16 protein-coding genes are annotated in these 15,288 nt (G+C 66.9%); 4 read left to right on the top strand and 12 right to left on the bottom strand.

All coding sequences use genetic code 11. The features are described 5' to 3' along the window. Nucleotides 1-34: 34 nt before the first annotated feature. Complete coding sequence (locus LRA87_RS10440) at nt 35-895, bottom strand: oxygenase MpaB family protein (RefSeq protein WP_230631394.1); 861 nt, start codon at nt 893-895, stop codon at nt 35-37. Nucleotides 896-1,048: 153 nt separating this feature from the next. On the opposite strand from LRA87_RS10440, the gene LRA87_RS10435 reads away from it, so the two are divergent. After that, on the top strand, nt 1,049-1,546 hold the full coding sequence (locus LRA87_RS10435) for a DUF1440 domain-containing protein (protein ID WP_230631393.1): 498 nt from the start codon (nt 1,049-1,051) through the stop codon (nt 1,544-1,546). Here LRA87_RS10435 and LRA87_RS10430 read toward each other — a convergent pair. The 8 genes from LRA87_RS10430 to LRA87_RS10395 form a co-directional block, all read right to left on the bottom strand. Continuing rightward, on the bottom strand, nt 1,543-2,577 hold the full coding sequence (locus LRA87_RS10430) for a histidine kinase dimerization/phosphoacceptor domain -containing protein (protein WP_268934867.1): 1,035 nt from the start codon (nt 2,575-2,577) through the stop codon (nt 1,543-1,545). The two genes, LRA87_RS10435 and LRA87_RS10430, sit on opposite strands and share 4 nt — an antisense overlap. An 11-nt stretch (nt 2,578-2,588) precedes the next feature. Continuing rightward, on the bottom strand, nt 2,589-3,035 hold the full coding sequence (locus LRA87_RS10425) for a response regulator (protein ID WP_230631392.1): 447 nt from the start codon (nt 3,033-3,035) through the stop codon (nt 2,589-2,591). Continuing rightward, complete coding sequence (locus tag LRA87_RS10420; protein WP_443024882.1) at nt 3,032-4,474, bottom strand: sensor histidine kinase; 1,443 nt, start codon at nt 4,472-4,474, stop codon at nt 3,032-3,034. The genes LRA87_RS10425 and LRA87_RS10420 overlap by 4 nt, the downstream gene beginning before the upstream one ends. Before the next feature lie 123 nt (nt 4,475-4,597). Beyond that, nucleotides 4,598-5,356 (bottom strand): exonuclease domain-containing protein, encoded by a 759-nt coding sequence (locus LRA87_RS10415; protein WP_230631390.1) that lies wholly within the window; start codon nt 5,354-5,356, stop codon nt 4,598-4,600. A 142-nt stretch (nt 5,357-5,498) separates the two neighbouring features. Next, entirely contained in the window at nt 5,499-5,966 is a 468-nt protein-coding gene (locus tag LRA87_RS10410; protein WP_230631389.1) for a PH domain-containing protein, read from the bottom strand. 31 nt (nt 5,967-5,997) lie between these two features. Further along, a complete protein-coding gene (pgmG, locus tag LRA87_RS10405) occupies nt 5,998-7,365 on the bottom strand; it encodes a phosphoglucomutase/phosphomannomutase PgmG (protein WP_230631388.1) in 1,368 nt (455 codons plus the stop codon). A 10-nt stretch (nt 7,366-7,375) separates the two neighbouring features. Then, nucleotides 7,376-7,639: a J domain-containing protein gene (locus LRA87_RS10400; RefSeq protein ID WP_329958591.1), complete on the bottom strand. Its 264-nt coding sequence runs from the start codon at nt 7,637-7,639 to the stop codon at nt 7,376-7,378. Next, nucleotides 7,636-8,466 carry a division plane positioning ATPase MipZ gene (locus LRA87_RS10395; RefSeq protein WP_443024868.1) on the bottom strand — a complete coding sequence of 277 codons (831 nt, stop codon included), beginning with the start codon at nt 8,464-8,466 and terminating at the stop codon, nt 7,636-7,638. The genes LRA87_RS10400 and LRA87_RS10395 overlap by 4 nt, the downstream gene beginning before the upstream one ends. A gap of 129 nt (nt 8,467-8,595) precedes the next feature. Between LRA87_RS10395 and panC the strand changes: the two genes are divergently transcribed. Continuing rightward, on the top strand, nt 8,596-9,441 hold the full coding sequence (gene panC / locus LRA87_RS10390) for a pantoate--beta-alanine ligase (RefSeq protein WP_230631386.1): 846 nt from the start codon (nt 8,596-8,598) through the stop codon (nt 9,439-9,441). Nucleotides 9,442-9,520: 79 nt separating this feature from the next. After that, nucleotides 9,521-9,817: a hypothetical protein gene (locus LRA87_RS10385; RefSeq protein WP_230631385.1), complete on the top strand. Its 297-nt coding sequence runs from the start codon at nt 9,521-9,523 to the stop codon at nt 9,815-9,817. A 262-nt stretch (nt 9,818-10,079) separates the two neighbouring features. Here the strand turns inward: LRA87_RS10385 and topA are convergent, their stop codons facing one another. Beyond that, on the bottom strand, nt 10,080-12,674 hold the full coding sequence (gene topA, locus LRA87_RS10380; protein ID WP_230631384.1) for a type I DNA topoisomerase: 2,595 nt from the start codon (nt 12,672-12,674) through the stop codon (nt 10,080-10,082). A 47-nt stretch (nt 12,675-12,721) separates the two neighbouring features. Here topA and LRA87_RS10375 point away from each other — a divergent pair, with 47 nt between their 5' ends. Further along, nucleotides 12,722-13,450, top strand: coding sequence for a TMEM175 family protein (locus LRA87_RS10375; RefSeq protein ID WP_230631383.1), 729 nt, complete (start codon nt 12,722-12,724; stop codon nt 13,448-13,450). On the opposite strand, the gene dprA is transcribed toward LRA87_RS10375, so the two are convergent. Both dprA and plsY read right to left on the bottom strand, forming a co-directional pair. Next, nucleotides 13,451-14,530, bottom strand: coding sequence for a DNA-processing protein DprA (gene dprA, locus LRA87_RS10370; RefSeq protein ID WP_230631382.1), 1,080 nt, complete (start codon nt 14,528-14,530; stop codon nt 13,451-13,453). Further along, on the bottom strand, nt 14,523-15,158 hold the full coding sequence (plsY, locus tag LRA87_RS10365) for a glycerol-3-phosphate 1-O-acyltransferase PlsY (protein WP_230631381.1): 636 nt from the start codon (nt 15,156-15,158) through the stop codon (nt 14,523-14,525). The genes dprA and plsY overlap by 8 nt, the downstream gene beginning before the upstream one ends. Nucleotides 15,159-15,288 lie beyond the last annotated feature (130 nt).

Genomic DNA, 15,288 nt, shown 5'->3' with positions numbered 1-15,288 from the left:
TTCGGTGCAGCTTCCGTGCAGGCGGCCGTTACGGCTACGCCTGCTCCGTCGCGCGTCTGGCCGACCCGTCGCGCAGTGCCCAGCGGAGGACAGACCCGATTCCGGCCATGCCGGCGCGAACGGCGGGCCTGCCGACCAGCGGGCGTTCCAATCCGTGCATCCGGCCGGCCCAGTCGGGCAGCAGATCGATACCGCCCTCCATCAGCAGCTTCTGCGCCGGCGCCATCGCCAGACTGGCGGGCTGCTGTTGCAGCAAGGCGCGAGCGACTTCGCGGGTGCGATGGTCGGCACGAAGCTGCGGGCGTATCCTCGCCATATAGGCATCGATCTGGTTGCGGGTTCGCGGTACGCCGGTCGCGCCCAGCTTTTCCGCGACGATCGCATATTCGGCCAGATAGCGATCCTGTTCCGCATCCGGGAATGCCGGATCGCGGTAACGGCGATGCGCGGCGAGGAAACTCCCGACCTCGGCGACATGAACCCAGGTCAGCAGGTCGGGATCGTTGGCGCTGTAGGGCGTGCCGTCGGGCAGTGTGCCCACGACTCGGTCATGGATCGTGCGCACCTTCGCGATCAGGGCCTCCGCCGTCGCGGTGGCGCCATATGTGGTGCCCGAAATGAACTGCGCCGTCCGCCGCAGTCGTCCGAGCATGTCGCGCCGGAAGTTCGAATGGTCCCACACACCCGCGAGCGCGCCCGGATGGAGCATCTGGAGCAACAGCGCCGCGACGCCACCCGCCATCATCGCGGTAAAGTCGCCGTGGACGACCCAGGCCGCCGAACCGGGGCCGAACAATCCGTCGTCGCCCGGTGGGCGGGTCAGGTCGACCGCACCGTCACCAAACCCGACCAGTCGATGAACCTGCCCCTGTATCGTCTCGCGAATATCGCCCATCCTGCCAATCTAGTGCGGCTCGTTGGCAAACCAATGACTGGACACGATCGCGGCGGCTTCGACGGAGGCGTAACGGGGGGTTGAGATGCCCGACCTCATGAGAACCCCTCACCGTGTCGGTGCGTTACCCGGATCACGATCGGGAGAATGCCAGTGCCATCACTCACCAGAACCCTTGTTGCCGGTATCGTCGGTGGCCTTGTCGCCAGCGCCGCGATGGATGTCTTCCAGCGCATGGCGGCGTCCGCCTTCGGGCAAAGCGGCAGCAACGACGATCCCGCCACGGTGAAGGCGGCGGACGGTGCCAAGCGGCTGGTCACCGGCGATCCCGTCACGCAGAAGCATCGCGAAACCGCGGGCGGGGTGGTGCATTACGTCACCGGCGCGGCGCTGGGCGCCGGCTATGCGCTGGCGGCGCGGCGCTGGCCGGAGACGACGGCTGGCTTCGGTCTGGCCTATGGCATCGGTGTCGCGACGCTGCTCGACGACGCGGCGGTGCCGGCATTGGGCTGGGGACCGGCGCCGACCGATACACCTGCATCCACGCATGCGTACGGGCTGGCGAGCCACGCGGTGTTCGGACTGGCGCTGGAGCGGACGCGTCGCGGGATGATCGCTGTTCAGGAGCCAGCGGACGGACGCCGTGACTAGCTCAGCGACGCCCGCAAGGTTGCCCGGACGCCGGGATCGCGGGGTTCGTACTCCACGACGGCCTGCAGGCTTTGCGCCATCGCACGGATCAGCTTGGTGCCGAGCCCGGTGCCCTTCGGAGCCGCTTCGGCCGGCATGCCGCAGCCGTCGTCTTCTACCGCGAGCAGGAAGACGTCGTCGCCCTCACGCCGCAACATCACCCGGATCTCGCCACCGGCGCCGGTGGGATAGGCGTATTTGCAGGCGTTGGTGACCAGTTCGGTGACGATCACGCCAAGCGATACCGCCTTGTCGGTCGGCAGGCGGATCGGCTCGGCAACGAGGCGCATGGCATGCGGTGCGCTATCGCACGACAAGGTTTCCGTCAGCTCCTCGATGAGAGAGCCGAGATAGTCGCGCATGTCGACGCTCTCGACGTCGTTCGCGGAATAGAGACGACGGTGGACCTGCGCGATCGCACCGATGCGCCGCTGCGTATCGTCCAGCGCCGCGCGGGCGGTCGGATCAATCAGCGCGCTGGCCTGTAACCGTACCATGGCGGAAACCAGCTGCAGCGAATTGGCGACGCGGTGGTTCACCTCGCCGAGCAGCGCCTCCAGCCGGGCATTGCTGGCACGAAGATCTTCCTCGGCGCGCGTCTTTTCCCGCGCGAGCCGGCTGCGGTCGAGCACCTGACGGAAGCTCGCGGCGAGCAGGTCGAAGAAATCCTCTCCCACCGTCTTCACGACGTAATCCGCCGCCCCGGCCTTCAATGCGGCGACCGCGATACGGCCCTCGTCCGATCCGGTGACATAGACCACCGGCAGCGGGGCCGGCAGTGCGCCGAGCCGTTCCAGCGTCTCGAGCCCGTCCATGCCCGGCATGTAATGGTCGACCGCGACCAGATCGAATTCCTGCGACGCCGCCAGCACTACGCCTTCTGCGCCACCCTCGGCCATCGTCACGCGATAGCCGCGCCGGGCGAGCGCGCGCGCCGCCAGCCGCCGGATACCGGCGTCGTCGTCGATATAGAGGACGCTGGGGGAGGGGATGTCGGACAGGATCAGTGTTCCTCGACCTCGGGGACCTGAATCACCGACAGGAACAGGCCCAGCTGGCGGATCGCCTGCGCGAAGCTTTCGTAATTCACCGGCTTGGTGATGTAGACGTTGCAGCCGAGATCGTAGCAGCGCTGGATTTCGATCTTGTCGTCGGTGGTGGTCAGCACGACGACGGGCGTCCGCTTCAGCGGGCTGTTCTCCGCCTTGATCCGTTGCAGGATGTCGGTGCCGCTCATGTCCGGCAGGTTGAGATCGAGCAGCACCAGCGCCGGCCCGTTCTTGGCAGGGCCGTCGGGCGCATCGAACAGATGGTGCAGCGCCTGCGTGCCGTCGGTGAAATGCTTGATGTCGTTGAGGATGCCCGCACGACGAATGTTCTTTTCGATCAGGCGCGCATGGCCTTCGTCGTCCTCGATCATGACGATGCCGACGGATTGATGGGCGTTCATGGCGTAGCTTCCTGCACTTCGTAGATCTTGGGTAGGTTGATGCGGAACGTCGAACCACGGCCAAGCTCGCTGTCGACGTCGATCGTGCCACCGAGACGATAGGCGAGGGCCCGGACGTGCGCCAGTCCGATGCCTTCGCCGGGCTGGTCCTGTTGCCCCGACCGGCGGAACAGGTCGAAGATGCGCTGGTGATCGCGCGGATCGATGCCCCGGCCATTGTCGGTGACCGACAGGATCACGCGCCCGCGTCGCTCTTCACCCGAAACCCGAATTTCGCCGGGGCGGCCGGGCTGGAGGTATTTGGTCGCGTTTTCGATCAGGTTCGACAAGATCTGTTCCAGCGCGACGCGGTCGGTGACGACACCCGGCACCGGCCGCGCGACCGACAGCGTCACGCCGCGATCGTCGAGCAGGTGCTGGATCGATCCCGCGATCGTCTCGGTCAGCACCGCCGGGTCGATCGGTTCGGGGGTGATGACACGCCGGCCCTCGCGCGACAGCTTGAGGATGGCGTTGATCAGCCGGTCCATCTTCTGCGTCGAGGTGCGGATGAAGCCGATCGCCTCCGGCAGATCCTCGCGCACCGCGAGGCGTGCGTCCTCGCTGACGATCTGCGGGCATTCCGCCTCCGCCTTGTCGAGCAGATCGGCGAGAGGCGTGATCGCGGCGGATAGCTCGGCGGTGAAACCCATCACATTGACCAGCGGCGAACGCAGGTCGTGACTGACGATATAGGCGAAGCGCTGGATCTCTTCGTTGGCGCGGCTGAGGTCGGCGGTGCGCTCTCCCACGGTCTCTTCCAGCCGCTCGTTGAAATCGCGCAGGTTGTCGCGTGAGCGCGACAGGTCGCGGGTGTAGCGCATCACCGTCAACAACGAGGCGAGCGCGACCAGTACCAGCAATACCGCGGCGACGGCGAGGATCGCATAGAAGACGCGGACGCTCGCCTGCTGCGCGGCATCGCGCCGGGCGAGCAGGCGACGCTCCTCCGCGGCCATCCGCTCGAACGCGGTGCGAATCGTGGCCAGCCGCCGGACGCTGGCTTCGGTGCGAAACAGCGTGGTCGCAGCGCCGATCCGGCCGGCGTCGATCAACGCGATGGTCCGGGCGCGTTGATAAAGCAGGGCGGCGATTTCCGCCCGCAGTACCTTGACCGCATCGACCTGTCGGGGATTGTCGCGCGTCAGCGCTTGCAGCCGGACCAGGGCGCCCGGCAGCGAGGCCGCCCAGCGGCGGTAGGCGTCGCGATATTCGGTGTTGCCGGTGAGCAGATAGCCGCGCCGCGACGCCTCGCCCTGCTCGATCAGGCGACGGGCATTGCTGACCGCCAGTTCGACCTCATAGGTGTGGTTGACCGAGCGGGTATGCTCTTCGTTCTGCCCCGTCGCCCAGCCCGCGGCCACCCCTGCGGCGACCAGTGCGAGGAAGCCCAGCGCCATGAACGCGACGAGCACGCGGCCGAAGCGGCCTTCCGATACGACGAAGGGGTTGCGGATAGGACCGGGCACCGCCTCGCCTTACTGGAATGCAAATCGTTACGCCAGCGACGCTGCCGCAATCCGTTAGAGCAACAATTCCTGCGGATTGCTGCGGCCGACCGCGCCGCCGCCGCTGCGCCGGTCTGCCTCGGCATTGGCGGTGAAGCGAATATCGGGATCGCGGTCGGTCAGGAAGGCCATCAGGCTGTCGTGGTCCAGCTCGTTCCACGCCTTGCCGCGGTGCGGGCCGTAGCGGACCCGCGGGATCAGGCCGGGCGTGCGCGACCAGTCGAGCAGCTGTGCGACGCCAGCCTCGTTCAACTGGTCACGCAGATGGTGCGCGGTGACATAGGCGTCGGGAAAGGCGCGGTGGACGGGCAGGCCGCGCTGCTGGTCCAGCCCGTCCGGCTTCCGCCAGTAGCGCAGCACCTGATTGGAGAAGCTGGGGGAGTCCGGCCACAGCCGCAGCGCGCATTTCCACGTGCAGATCCACTCGGCACAGTGGGTCAGGTTGGACGTGCAGAATTGCTGTTCGAAATCCGCGCGATGGGCCGCGAGCGCGACGCGCCGGGGATAGGGATCGAGCACACGGCGGGCGACATCGTGCCACCACGGCGCCTCTGCGACATCCTCGTCGAGGATATGGTGGATCGCCTGCGTGATCGGCGGGATCGCGCGTCCCGGATTGACCAGGATCGATCCGCCTTCGCCCTCCAGCTCCCAGCGCCCGTCGGCCTTCAGCGCGACATCCTGCCAGCCGATCTCGCATACGCCATGCGCGGGCGGCGCGCTGCCGGTGGTTTCGAGGTCGATGACGCGGATGATCTGGGGGACGGGGCGCATTGCCCTCTAAATGGGGCATAGGCGCGGATTATGCCAGCGGTGCATGCGGCGTCTTCGTTGCTCCCGTCGCGGAGAAGGCATGATGATCGGTCTTACATTTGCCCTTAAGCTCGCGCCCGCCCGTGCGGAAAGCACGCTAGACTTAGCGGAAGCCATCCTCGGCATCCACATCCAGCTCGCGCACGCCGCGACGCTGGCGCGCGCGGTCGACCAGCTTGCGGATGCCTTCGCGCCGTTCGCGCGCGGCGGGGACGTCGCGGAGAACGAACTCCTGATTGCCGGTGGTGCGATCGGACGAGGTGATGGTGATCGTACCGATATCGGCAAGCTGGTTGATCAGCGAGAAGCGGACCCGCACGTCCTTCACCCGGTACAGCTCGATCTCGTCGATCGACTTCATGATCAGCCCGCGGCGCACGATCAGTCGCTGGTCCGTGATCTCATATGCCGATGCCATGTTCTGCAACCAGCGCCAGGCGATGATCACCAGCCCGATCCCGATGACGCAGGACAGGATCGTCAGCCAGCCGGCGAAGCTGCCGAGCAGCCAGCGATTGGTGCTCGAGCGAAAGCTGTCCACCGGACGTTCTGCGACATAGGTCCCCGACATGGGCGAAATCCTATCGGGTGTATGATGCCTGTCAATCACGTGCGACGCCGGATGCCGCGAGTTCGGCGTCGATCTGCGCGAGCAGGACATCGAGCCCCGCCTGGTTTTCCGCCTCCGCACGCGCGGTCAGCACGTCCTGCGTGTTCGACGCGCGCAGCAGCCACCAGCCCTCGGGCGTGGTGACGCGGACGCCGTCGATCCCGACGACCGTTACGCCGCGCGCCTCCAGCCGCGCGCGCACCTCGTCGATTACCGCGAACTTGCGCACCGGATCGACCGGAAAGCGCAGGTCGGGCGTGTTGACCAGCGGCGGCATGGCCGATCGCAGTTCGGTGAGCGACTGGCCCGACAGGTGCACCGCACGGATCAGCTGGATCGCGGCGTACAACGCATCGTCGAACCCGTACCAGCCGTGTGCAAAGAAGATGTGGCCGCTCAGTTCGCCCGCGATCGGGGCATGGTGCGCCAGCATCGCTTCCTTCATCAGGCTGTGGCCGGTCGCGCCGATCACCGCCTTGCCGCCGAGTGCTTCGATCCGGTCGAACACGTAGCGCGACGATTTGACGTCGGCGACGACAGTTGCGCCGCGCAACTCGGCGAGGACCGGCTCGATCAGGATGCCGAGCAGCTGGTCGCCCCACAGCACGCGTCCCTCGCCATCGACAGCACCGATGCGATCGCCGTCGCCGTCGAAGGCGATGCCGAAATCGAGCCCCCGCTCGCGAACCAGCGACTTCAGGTCGTCGAGGTTCGCTTCCACGGTCGGGTCGGGATGGTGGTTGGGAAAACGACCGTCGACATCAGGGTACAGCAAGTGATGCTCCCCCGGCAGTTGCGCCACCAGCCGCTCCACCACAGGGCCGGCAGCGCCGTTGCCGCAGTCCCAGCCGATGCGGTAGCTGCCACCGGCATAGCCCGCCATCAGGCGTCCGACATAGGCCTCGCACACCTCGAGATCGACAGCCGTGCCCGTGCCCTCGCTCCACGCGCCCGCGGCGGCGATGCGGGCGAGATCGACGACATCGGCACCGTAAAAGGAGCGATGGCCGAGCACCATCTTGAAGCCATTGTCGTCGCGTGGATTGTGGCTGCCGGTGACGTGCACGCCGGCGTCCACCTCCAGCGTCGCCTCCGCATAATAGAGCATCGGCGTCGGTCCGACGCCGATCCGCACCACGTCGACGCCGCCGGCGGTCAATCCCTCGACCAACGCCGCCTCCAGTTCGGGCGACGACAACCGCCCGTCGCGTCCCACCGCAACGCGAGTGCCGCCGGCCTGCCGCACGCGGGTGGCGAAGCTGCGGCCGATGGCGAAGGAGTCGGCGACGCCCAGGTTGCGCCCGACCGTACCGCGGATGTCGTATTCCCGCAGGATTGCGGGGGCCAGCACGTGCGCCATCAACGCGCCGTCATCCCTGACGCAGTGCGCCGATCAGCAGGTCGCGTGCCGCATTGATCTCGGTGCTGCGCTCCGCCGATCCGCCCCGGTCGGGGTGAACATCGGCCAGCAAGCGGCGATGCGCGGCACGAATTTCGCCCTCGTCCGCCGACGCGCCGACGCCGAGCACCTGTCGCGCCTGCTGGCGATCGGTCAGCGTCACGCGCTTCGGCTTCGGTCGCAGATAATGCCAGGCGAGCCAGATCAGCCCGATGGCGAGCAGCCATTTCATCATGCGGCGACTTCGGGCGAGACGGATTCAGGGGCGGTGGGTGCAGGAGCAGCGGATCCGGATGCCGCCGATTCGGGGGCAGCGGGTTCGGGCAGCTGCAACGCGCTCATCATCTCGCGCAATTCCTGCCGCGATGCGACATGGCCGAGGCCCATCGCGCCGAATTCCTTCGCGTCGATCATCGTCAGCCCGGCGGGGAACAGTTCGCGATAGATCACGCGCTCGCCGAGTCCCGGAATGATACGGAATCCGACGCGCTTGGCCAGTTGCCCCAGCGCATCCGAGACGCGGCGCATGTTGCGCGCCTCGATATGTTGCAGGCGATTGCGTAGCACGACCCAGTCGATCTGCGTCCCGTCGGCGCGTGCGCGCTGCTTGCGCGCGTCCCAGATCAGTTCCGAATAGAAGCTGGGTCGGGTGACGTTGAACGTCTCCGGATCGACCTGTCCGATCAGATCGAAATCGACGAAGCTGTCGTTCATCGGCGTCACCAGCGTGTTCGACAGCGCCGCCGCAGTGCGCGCGAAATAATCGTCGCGGCCGGGGGTGTCGACGATCAGGAAGTCCGCGCCATCGCTCAATCGCGCCCATTTCTCCTCGAACACGCTCTCGGTCGCGCCGTCATGCGTGTCGTGGACGGGCATCGGCAGGTTGCTGCCGGTCCGCTTGATGGTGGCGGCGCGATTGTCGAGATAACGCCCGACGGTGCGCTGGCGATGATCCAGGTCGAAGCACGCGACCTTCGATCCCTTGGCGGCGAGCGCGATCGCGACGTGAACCGCCGTCGTCGATTTGCCGGTGCCGCCCTTTTCGTTGGCGAAGACGATCACATGAGGTCCTGCGGACCGGGGGACGTGTGGCCCTTCGGGCACGGTTCGTTCCTTATCGAATGGTGGCGGGTTGCCCGCTGTCTTCCCTCTTCATAGAAGCCGCGCGCTCAATGTTCGAGGGGTTAAACGGTGCAGCAGGTTCGAGAGTTGAAGGCCCTGCGCGATGCCGTGGCTGCGTTCCGCGCGGAGGGCGCGGATATCGCGCTGGTCCCGACGATGGGCGCGCTGCACGCCGGCCACATGGCACTGGTCGAGGCGGCCCGCCGATCGGGGACGAAGGTGATCGCATCGATCTTCGTCAACCCGAAACAATTCGGCCCGAACGAGGATCTGTCGCGCTATCCCCGGCGTGAGGCGGCGGACGCGCGGCTGCTTGCCGAGCACGGCTGCGACCTGCTGTGGCTGCCGCCGGTCGAGGCCATGTATCCGGCGGACTTTGCGACCAACATCAGCGTCGGCGGTGTCAGCGAAGGCTTCGACGGCGCGGCGCGGCCGGGGCATTTCGACGGCGTCGCAACAGTCGTTACCAAGCTGTTCAACCAGACCGGTGCCGACATCGCCTATTTTGGCGAGAAGGATTACCAGCAGCTTGCCGTCGTTCGTCGCTTCGTCGCCGACCTCGACATGCCGATCGAGATCGTCGGCGTTCCGACGCAGCGCGACGACGACGGTCTCGCCCTGTCATCGCGCAACATCTACCTCGATGACGAACAGCGGGCGAAGGCCGTGGCGTTGCCGCGTACGCTCGGCGTGGCGGCGCGGGCGATCGGACGCGGCGACGACGACGATGCGGCGCTGGCGGAGGCGAGGGCGATGCTGGTCGCAGCGGGGTTCGAGGTCGATTATATTGCACTCGCTGATGCCGAAACGCTGGCGGCGAATCCGGCGCCGAATCGTCCCCGCAGGCTGCTGGCAGCGGCGCGAATGGGTACGACACGGCTGATCGACAATGTGGCTATCGAGGCAAATTGTTGATCGATCTGGTTTTATTTACGTTAACCATTTCGTAGTACGAATCACCGCAAGGTGCCCTCATGAAAATAGGGGGTTACCGATGGGCCAGAGTTTCAAGAGTGCGCAGTTTCTTTTAGACAGTCGGATCGAGGATGCGATGCGGGGCCGACCCGATGCATTGTTTGATCTGGGTGTCTGCTATCAGACCGGGACCGCGGGGGCGGGTATCGATCTGATCGAAGCGCATAAATGGTTCAATCTGGCCGCGGTTGCGGGTCTGGCCGAAGCCGTCGATGCTCGCGCCGAAGTCGCCGAAGACATGACTGCCCGTGAAATCGCCGAAGCCCAACGCCAGGCCCGCGCCTGGCTTGGCATGACGCAACGCCGCGCTGCGTAATTTCGGCGGTCGCTCACCCCTCTGCGTCATTCCGGCAAACGCCGGGGTCCATGGAGGGGCGCCGCTACCGTCACGCGTACCACCATCGTCCCGCATCCATGGGTCCCGGCGTTCGCCGGGATGACGGGGCGTGCGTGAGTCCACCTCATCAAATCTTCGTCATCCCCGCGCAGGTGGGGATCCATAGTCGATCCGTCGACGATGGCGCCGAATGGTCAGCCGTTATGGATCCCCGCCTGCGCGGGGATGACGAGGAGAGTGGTTACTCTGCGGCCTTCTTCTTCGCCGGTGCCTTCTTCGCCGTCGGTTTCTTCGCAGGCGCAGCCTTCGCCCCCGCCGCCTTCCCAGCAGGCTTCTTCGCCGCAGCCTTTTTGGCCGGGGCCTTCTTCTTCCCCTTCGCCGGCGCGGCGGCAGCACGATCGTCGATCAACTGCGCCGCCTCTTCCAGCGTCAGCGCGTCGGGCGTGATCGACTTGGGCAAGGTCGCATTCGTCTCGCCATCGGTGACGTAGGGGCCATAACGCCCCTCCATCAGCTTGATCTCCAGCTCCGTCCGCGGATGCTTGCCCAGTTCCTTCAACGGCGCACGCGCAGCCCCGCGCGCCGGGCGACCACCACCCGCAGCCGCCTCGGCCAGCTTCACCACCGCGGCGTTCATCCCTGTCTCGAACACGTCGGCGGTCGACTGCAACCGAGCGTATTTGCCGGAATGCGCCAGATACGGCCCGTAGCGTCCGATCGAGGCGGTGATCGGCTCGCCCGTCTCCGGATGCGCACCGATCGTCCGCGGCAGGCTGAGCAGTTTCAGCGCCCATTCCAGATCGAGGTCGCCGGGCAGGTCCTTGGGGATCGACGCGCGCTTCGCCTCCTTGCCCTCGCCCAGCTGGATGTACGGCCCGAACCGCCCCGATTTGCGTTCGACCTCCAGCCCCGTCGCGGGGTCCTTGCCAAGCCCCTCGGGGCCACTGTCCTCACCCTCCTCGCCGCCGGGCTGCGCAAAGCGGCGGGTGTATTTGCACTCCGGGTAATTCGAGCAGGCGATGAACGCGCCGAACTTGCCGCCACGCAGCGCGAGCTTGCCCGCCTCGCACTTCGGGCATAGCCGCGGATCGGTGCCGTCGCCCTTGTCGGGGAACAGATAGGGCGCGAGGAACGTGTCCAGTTCCGCGGTGATCGCCGACGGCTGCTGCTCCATGACCTCACTGGTGCGCGGCTTGAAGTCGCGCCAGAACGCATCCAGCACCGCCTGCCATTGCGCACGGCCACCGGACACGTCGTCCAGTTCCTCCTCCAGTTCGGCAGTGTAATCGAACCCGACGTACTTCTCGAAAAAGCGCTCGAGGAACGCCGTCACCAGTCGCCCGCTCTCCTCCGCGAAGAACCGGTTCTTCTCGACCCGAACGTAATTGCGGTCCTTCAACGTCTTGATGATCGAGGCATAGGTCGACGGGCGACCGATCCCCAATTCTTCCATCCGCTTGACCAGCGACGCTTCCGAAAAGCGCGGTGGGGGCTGGGTGAAATGCTGTTCGGCATCGACGCTCTTCTTCGCCGGCGCATCGCCCTCGCGCAGGCGGGGCAGGCGACGCGCCTCCTCGTCCTGCGTATCGTCCGAGCCCTCCTCGTACAAGGCGAGGAAGCCCGGGAAGAGCACGACCTGACCCGTCGCGCGCAGCACGTTGCGCCCGGTGCCGTCCGCCATCTCGATCGTCGTGCGCTCCATCCGCGCCGAGGCCATCTGGCTGGCGAGCGCGCGCTTCCAGATCAGCTCGTACAGCCGGCCGTGATCGCCCGAACCGGCGCGATCCTTGCCGAAATCGGTCGGGCGGATTGCCTCGTGCGCCTCCTGCGCGTTCTTCGCCTTGGTCTGGTACTGGCGCGGCGAATCGGGGACGTAGCTCGCGTCGTAGCGGTTCGCGACCGCCAACCGCGCAGCGGAAATCGCGCTGCCGTCCATCTGCACGCCGTCGGTCCGCATGTACGTGATCGCGCCGTCTTCGTAGAGGCCCTGCGCGATCCGCATCGTATGATCCGCCGAGAAGCCGAGCTTGCGCGCCGCCTCCTGCTGCAACGTCGATGTCGTGAACGGCGGCGGCGGGTTGCGCGTCGCCGGCTTGGTCTCGACCGTCTGGACCGAGAAGCGGCCTTCCTCGACCGCGGTCTTCGCCTTCAGCGCGTCGCCTTCGTTACCGATCGACAGCCGGTCGAGCTTCCTGCCCTCCCACTGCACCAGTCGCGCGACGAAGGGCGTGCCGTCCTGCTCCATCGCGGCGGTAACCGACCAATATTCCTGCGGTTTGAACACGTCGATCTCGCGCTCGCGCTGCACGATCAGCCGCAGCGCCACCGACTGGACGCGCCCCGCCGACTTGGCCCCTGGCAGCTTGCGCCACAGCACCGGCGACAGCGTGAACCCGACCAGATAATCCAGCGCCCGCCGCGCGCGGTATGCGTCAATCAGGTCGGTATCCAGCTCGCGCGGATTCTGCATCGCCGTCGTCACCGCCGCCTTGGTGATCGCGTTGAATGTCACCCGCTGCACGTCCTTGGGCAGCGCCTTGCGGTTGCGCAGCACCTCCTGCACGTGCCAGCTGATCGCCTCGCCCTCGCGATCGGGATCGGTCGCCAGGATCAGGCGGTCGGCGATCTTCGACAGGTCGGCGATCGCCTTCAGCTGCTTGGACTTGTCCGCATAATTCTCCCACTCCATCGCGAAGTTGTCGTCCGGGTTCACCGAACCGTCGCGCGCCGGCAGGTCCCGGACGTGACCATAGGAGGCGAGGACCCGGAAGTCCGAACCGAGGTACTTTTCGATGGTTTTCGCCTTGGCGGGCGATTCGACGATGACGAGCTGCATGGTGGTGGAATAGCGTCCTTACGTGTACGCGCGAGGGTGGAAAGCCGATGGGGCGGCTGTCAACGGGATTGGGGTATGATGTGGGGTTCGACGAACCGGAAGCGCAAGCCGTGCCGGAGCGGGGCAGCATGATCGACGCCACGCATGGCGTTGATCGCGACCGTAAACAGCTGGAACGACTGACCTTCTTTTCCGACGCGGTGTTCGCGATCGCAATGACGCTGCTGGTGGTCGAGGTGAAGCTGCCGCACCTGCACCACGCCACCGGCCCCGAACTCGGCAATGCGCTGCTCGTCCTCATTCCGAACTACATCGGCTTTCTGGTCAGCTTTCTGGTGCTCGGCCGGTTCTGGCTGACGCACCACGAGGTGATGGGATTGCTGCGTGCGAGCAACCGGCGGCTGACGACGGTCAACCTGCTGCTGTTGCTGGCAGTCGCCTTCATGCCATTCCCGACGGCGGTGATCAGCGAATACGTCCAGCTGCGAGTCGGGATCGGTTTCTACACCGGCTGGCTGATCGTGCTGGGGCTGGTCAACCGCCAGTTGATCCGCAGCATCGCCGCCTCGCCCGAGCTGCTCGACGACGGGCTGACGGTGGCGGACATGCGGCCGTTTTTGCGGCGCAGCTGGATCGCGATCGCGATCGGCGTCTGCGCGTTCGCCGCCGGGATGGTGACGTGGGTCGCCGCGCTGGTGGTGCTGACACTCGGCAGCCCGGTCATCACGCTGCTGATCGGGCGCTATGCGGCGCGCAAGGACGTAGCGGCAGGGTGATCACAACACCAGGCTGACGCGTCCGCCGGCGTGGCGTTCCAGCCGGCCGGCAAGCTCCAGTTCCAGCAGCACGGTCTGTACGATCGCCGGGGCGACGTGGCTCTGGCGGATCAACTCGTCGACCGTAACCGGCACCGGCCCCAGCAAACCGGCGATCCGCGCACGATCGGCGTCGCTCGCATCCGCCGGCGGCGGGCCGCCATAGTTGGACGTAGGCATGCGGACGCTGCGTGGGTCGATCGGGCGCAGCTGTTCCAGCACGTCGGCGGCGGTCTGGATCAGCGTCGCGCCTTCGCGGATCAGGAGGTTGCAGCCCTGCGCGCGTGGATCGAGCGGGCTGCCGGGAACCGCCATCACCTCGCGCCCGGCCTCGTTCGCCAGACGCGCGGTGATCAGCGATCCGGAGCGGGGCGCCGCCTCGACCACCACCGTGCCGAGCGCCAGCCCGGCGATGATCCGGTTGCGTGACGGGAAATGGCGCGCAAGCGGCTGCGTCCCGGGCGGTTGTTCGGCGATCAGCAGGCCCCCGGACGCCACTTGTTCCTGCAGGCCGGCATTTTCCGGCGGGAAGACCACGTCGACGCCGCTGGCGATGACGCCGATCGTCCGCGGCATAGCGCCGACATGCGCCGCAGTGTCGATCCCGCGCGCCAGCCCGCTGACGACGGTCACCCCCTCTGCCGCCAGTTCGTAGCCGAGCGTCCGCGCGAAGCGACACGCCGCGGCCGACGCATTGCGCGCGCCGACGATCGCGACGCACATCTGCCGCGTCAGCGCCAGGTCGCCCCGCACGATCAGCGCTGGCGGCGCGGTATCGATCTCGGCCAGCAGCGCCGGATAGTCGGGATCGTCGAGGAACAGGTAGTGCGCACCGAGCCGCGCCGTCGCCGCCATCTCGCGCGCGATCATCCCCGCATCGGCTATTGTCGGCGCCGCCCCGCCGCCGCGACGCGCGAGCGTCGGCAGCATTTCCAGCGCCGCTGCGGCGGTGCCGAAGCGCGCGATCAACTGGCGATAGGTGACCGGACCGATCCCCGGCGTACGGATCAGTCGGAGGCGCGCGACATCGCGCTCAGCCATCGGAAAGCGCACCAGCCTCGTCGATCGCGTCCTTGCGTCCGATCCGCGGTTCGGTGCCGGCGATCAGCCGCTCGATATTCTCGGCATGCTTCCACAACACGATCGCCGCCAGCGCGAGCACCAGCATCACGATGTCGAACCGCCCGAACAGCGCTCCGCTGACCGGTGCGCTGACCGCCGCGGCCATGCCGGCGACCGACGAGATGCGGACGGTCGCGAGCAGACCGAGCCAGACGAGCGCATAGACCAGCCCCATCGGCCAGTGCAGCGCGAGCACGATCCCCATCATCGTCGCCACGCCCTTGCCACCCCTGAAGCGCAGCCAGACCGGATAGCAGTGACCGATGAACGCCGCCGCCGCGGCAACTACACCGTCGCCGGGGAACAGCCAGTCCGCCAGCCACACCGCCGCCGCGCCCTTCAGCAGGTCGAGCAGCAACGTCGCCGCCGCCAGCCCCTTGCGCCCCGTCCTAAGCACGTTGGTCGCGCCGATGTTGCCGGAGCCGATGCTGCGCAGGTCGCCCGCGCCCGCGAACCGCGTCAGCAGCACGCCAAAGGGGATGGAGCCCAGCAGATAGCCGAGCAACAGCGCGCATGTCGGTGCGACCCAGAGTATCTCGGTGTGCAAGCCTGCCCCTTCGTATCGAGGACGATCATAGCCGGTTCGGTGCGGTTGCGCCAATGGCGGTGCACCAACTTCGCTCAAGCCCGTTGGCGACCACGTGCTTGCGGTCGCCGGAGACCGCTCTAAGGGCAGA

It is taken from the genome of Sphingomonas sp. Leaf37 (assembly GCF_920939475.1).
Taxonomy (GTDB): Bacteria; Pseudomonadota; Alphaproteobacteria; order Sphingomonadales; family Sphingomonadaceae; genus Sphingomonas.
The sequence above is the reverse complement of the archived record's forward strand: the minus strand, read 5'-3'. Positions and strand labels throughout refer to the sequence as shown.

Bases quoted from the DNA above. Each gene is read 5' to 3' on its own strand.
- LRA87_RS10415 (WP_230631390.1), bottom strand. From the start codon at position 5,356: ATGCGCCCCGTCCCCCAGATCATCCGCGTCATCGACCTCGAAACCACC.
- topA (WP_230631384.1), bottom strand. From the start codon at position 12,674: ATGCAGCTCGTCATCGTCGAATCGCCCGCCAAGGCGAAAACCATCGAA.
- dprA (WP_230631382.1), bottom strand. From the start codon at position 14,530: ATGGCTGAGCGCGATGTCGCGCGCCTCCGACTGATCCGTACGCCGGGG.
- LRA87_RS10420 (WP_443024882.1), bottom strand. From the start codon at position 4,474: ATGGCGCTGGGCTTCCTCGCACTGGTCGCCGCAGGGGTGGCCGCGGGC.
- LRA87_RS10440 (WP_230631394.1), bottom strand. From the start codon at position 895: ATGGGCGATATTCGCGAGACGATACAGGGGCAGGTTCATCGACTGGTC.
- LRA87_RS10425 (WP_230631392.1), bottom strand. From the start codon at position 3,035: ATGAACGCCCATCAATCCGTCGGCATCGTCATGATCGAGGACGACGAA.
- pgmG (WP_230631388.1), bottom strand. From the start codon at position 7,365: ATGGCGCACGTGCTGGCCCCCGCAATCCTGCGGGAATACGACATCCGC.
- LRA87_RS10400 (WP_329958591.1), bottom strand. From the start codon at position 7,639: ATGATGAAATGGCTGCTCGCCATCGGGCTGATCTGGCTCGCCTGGCAT.
- LRA87_RS10410 (WP_230631389.1), bottom strand. From the start codon at position 5,966: ATGTCGGGGACCTATGTCGCAGAACGTCCGGTGGACAGCTTTCGCTCG.
- LRA87_RS10375 (WP_230631383.1), top strand. From the start codon at position 12,722: ATGGGGCGGCTGTCAACGGGATTGGGGTATGATGTGGGGTTCGACGAA.
- LRA87_RS10385 (WP_230631385.1), top strand. From the start codon at position 9,521: ATGGGCCAGAGTTTCAAGAGTGCGCAGTTTCTTTTAGACAGTCGGATC.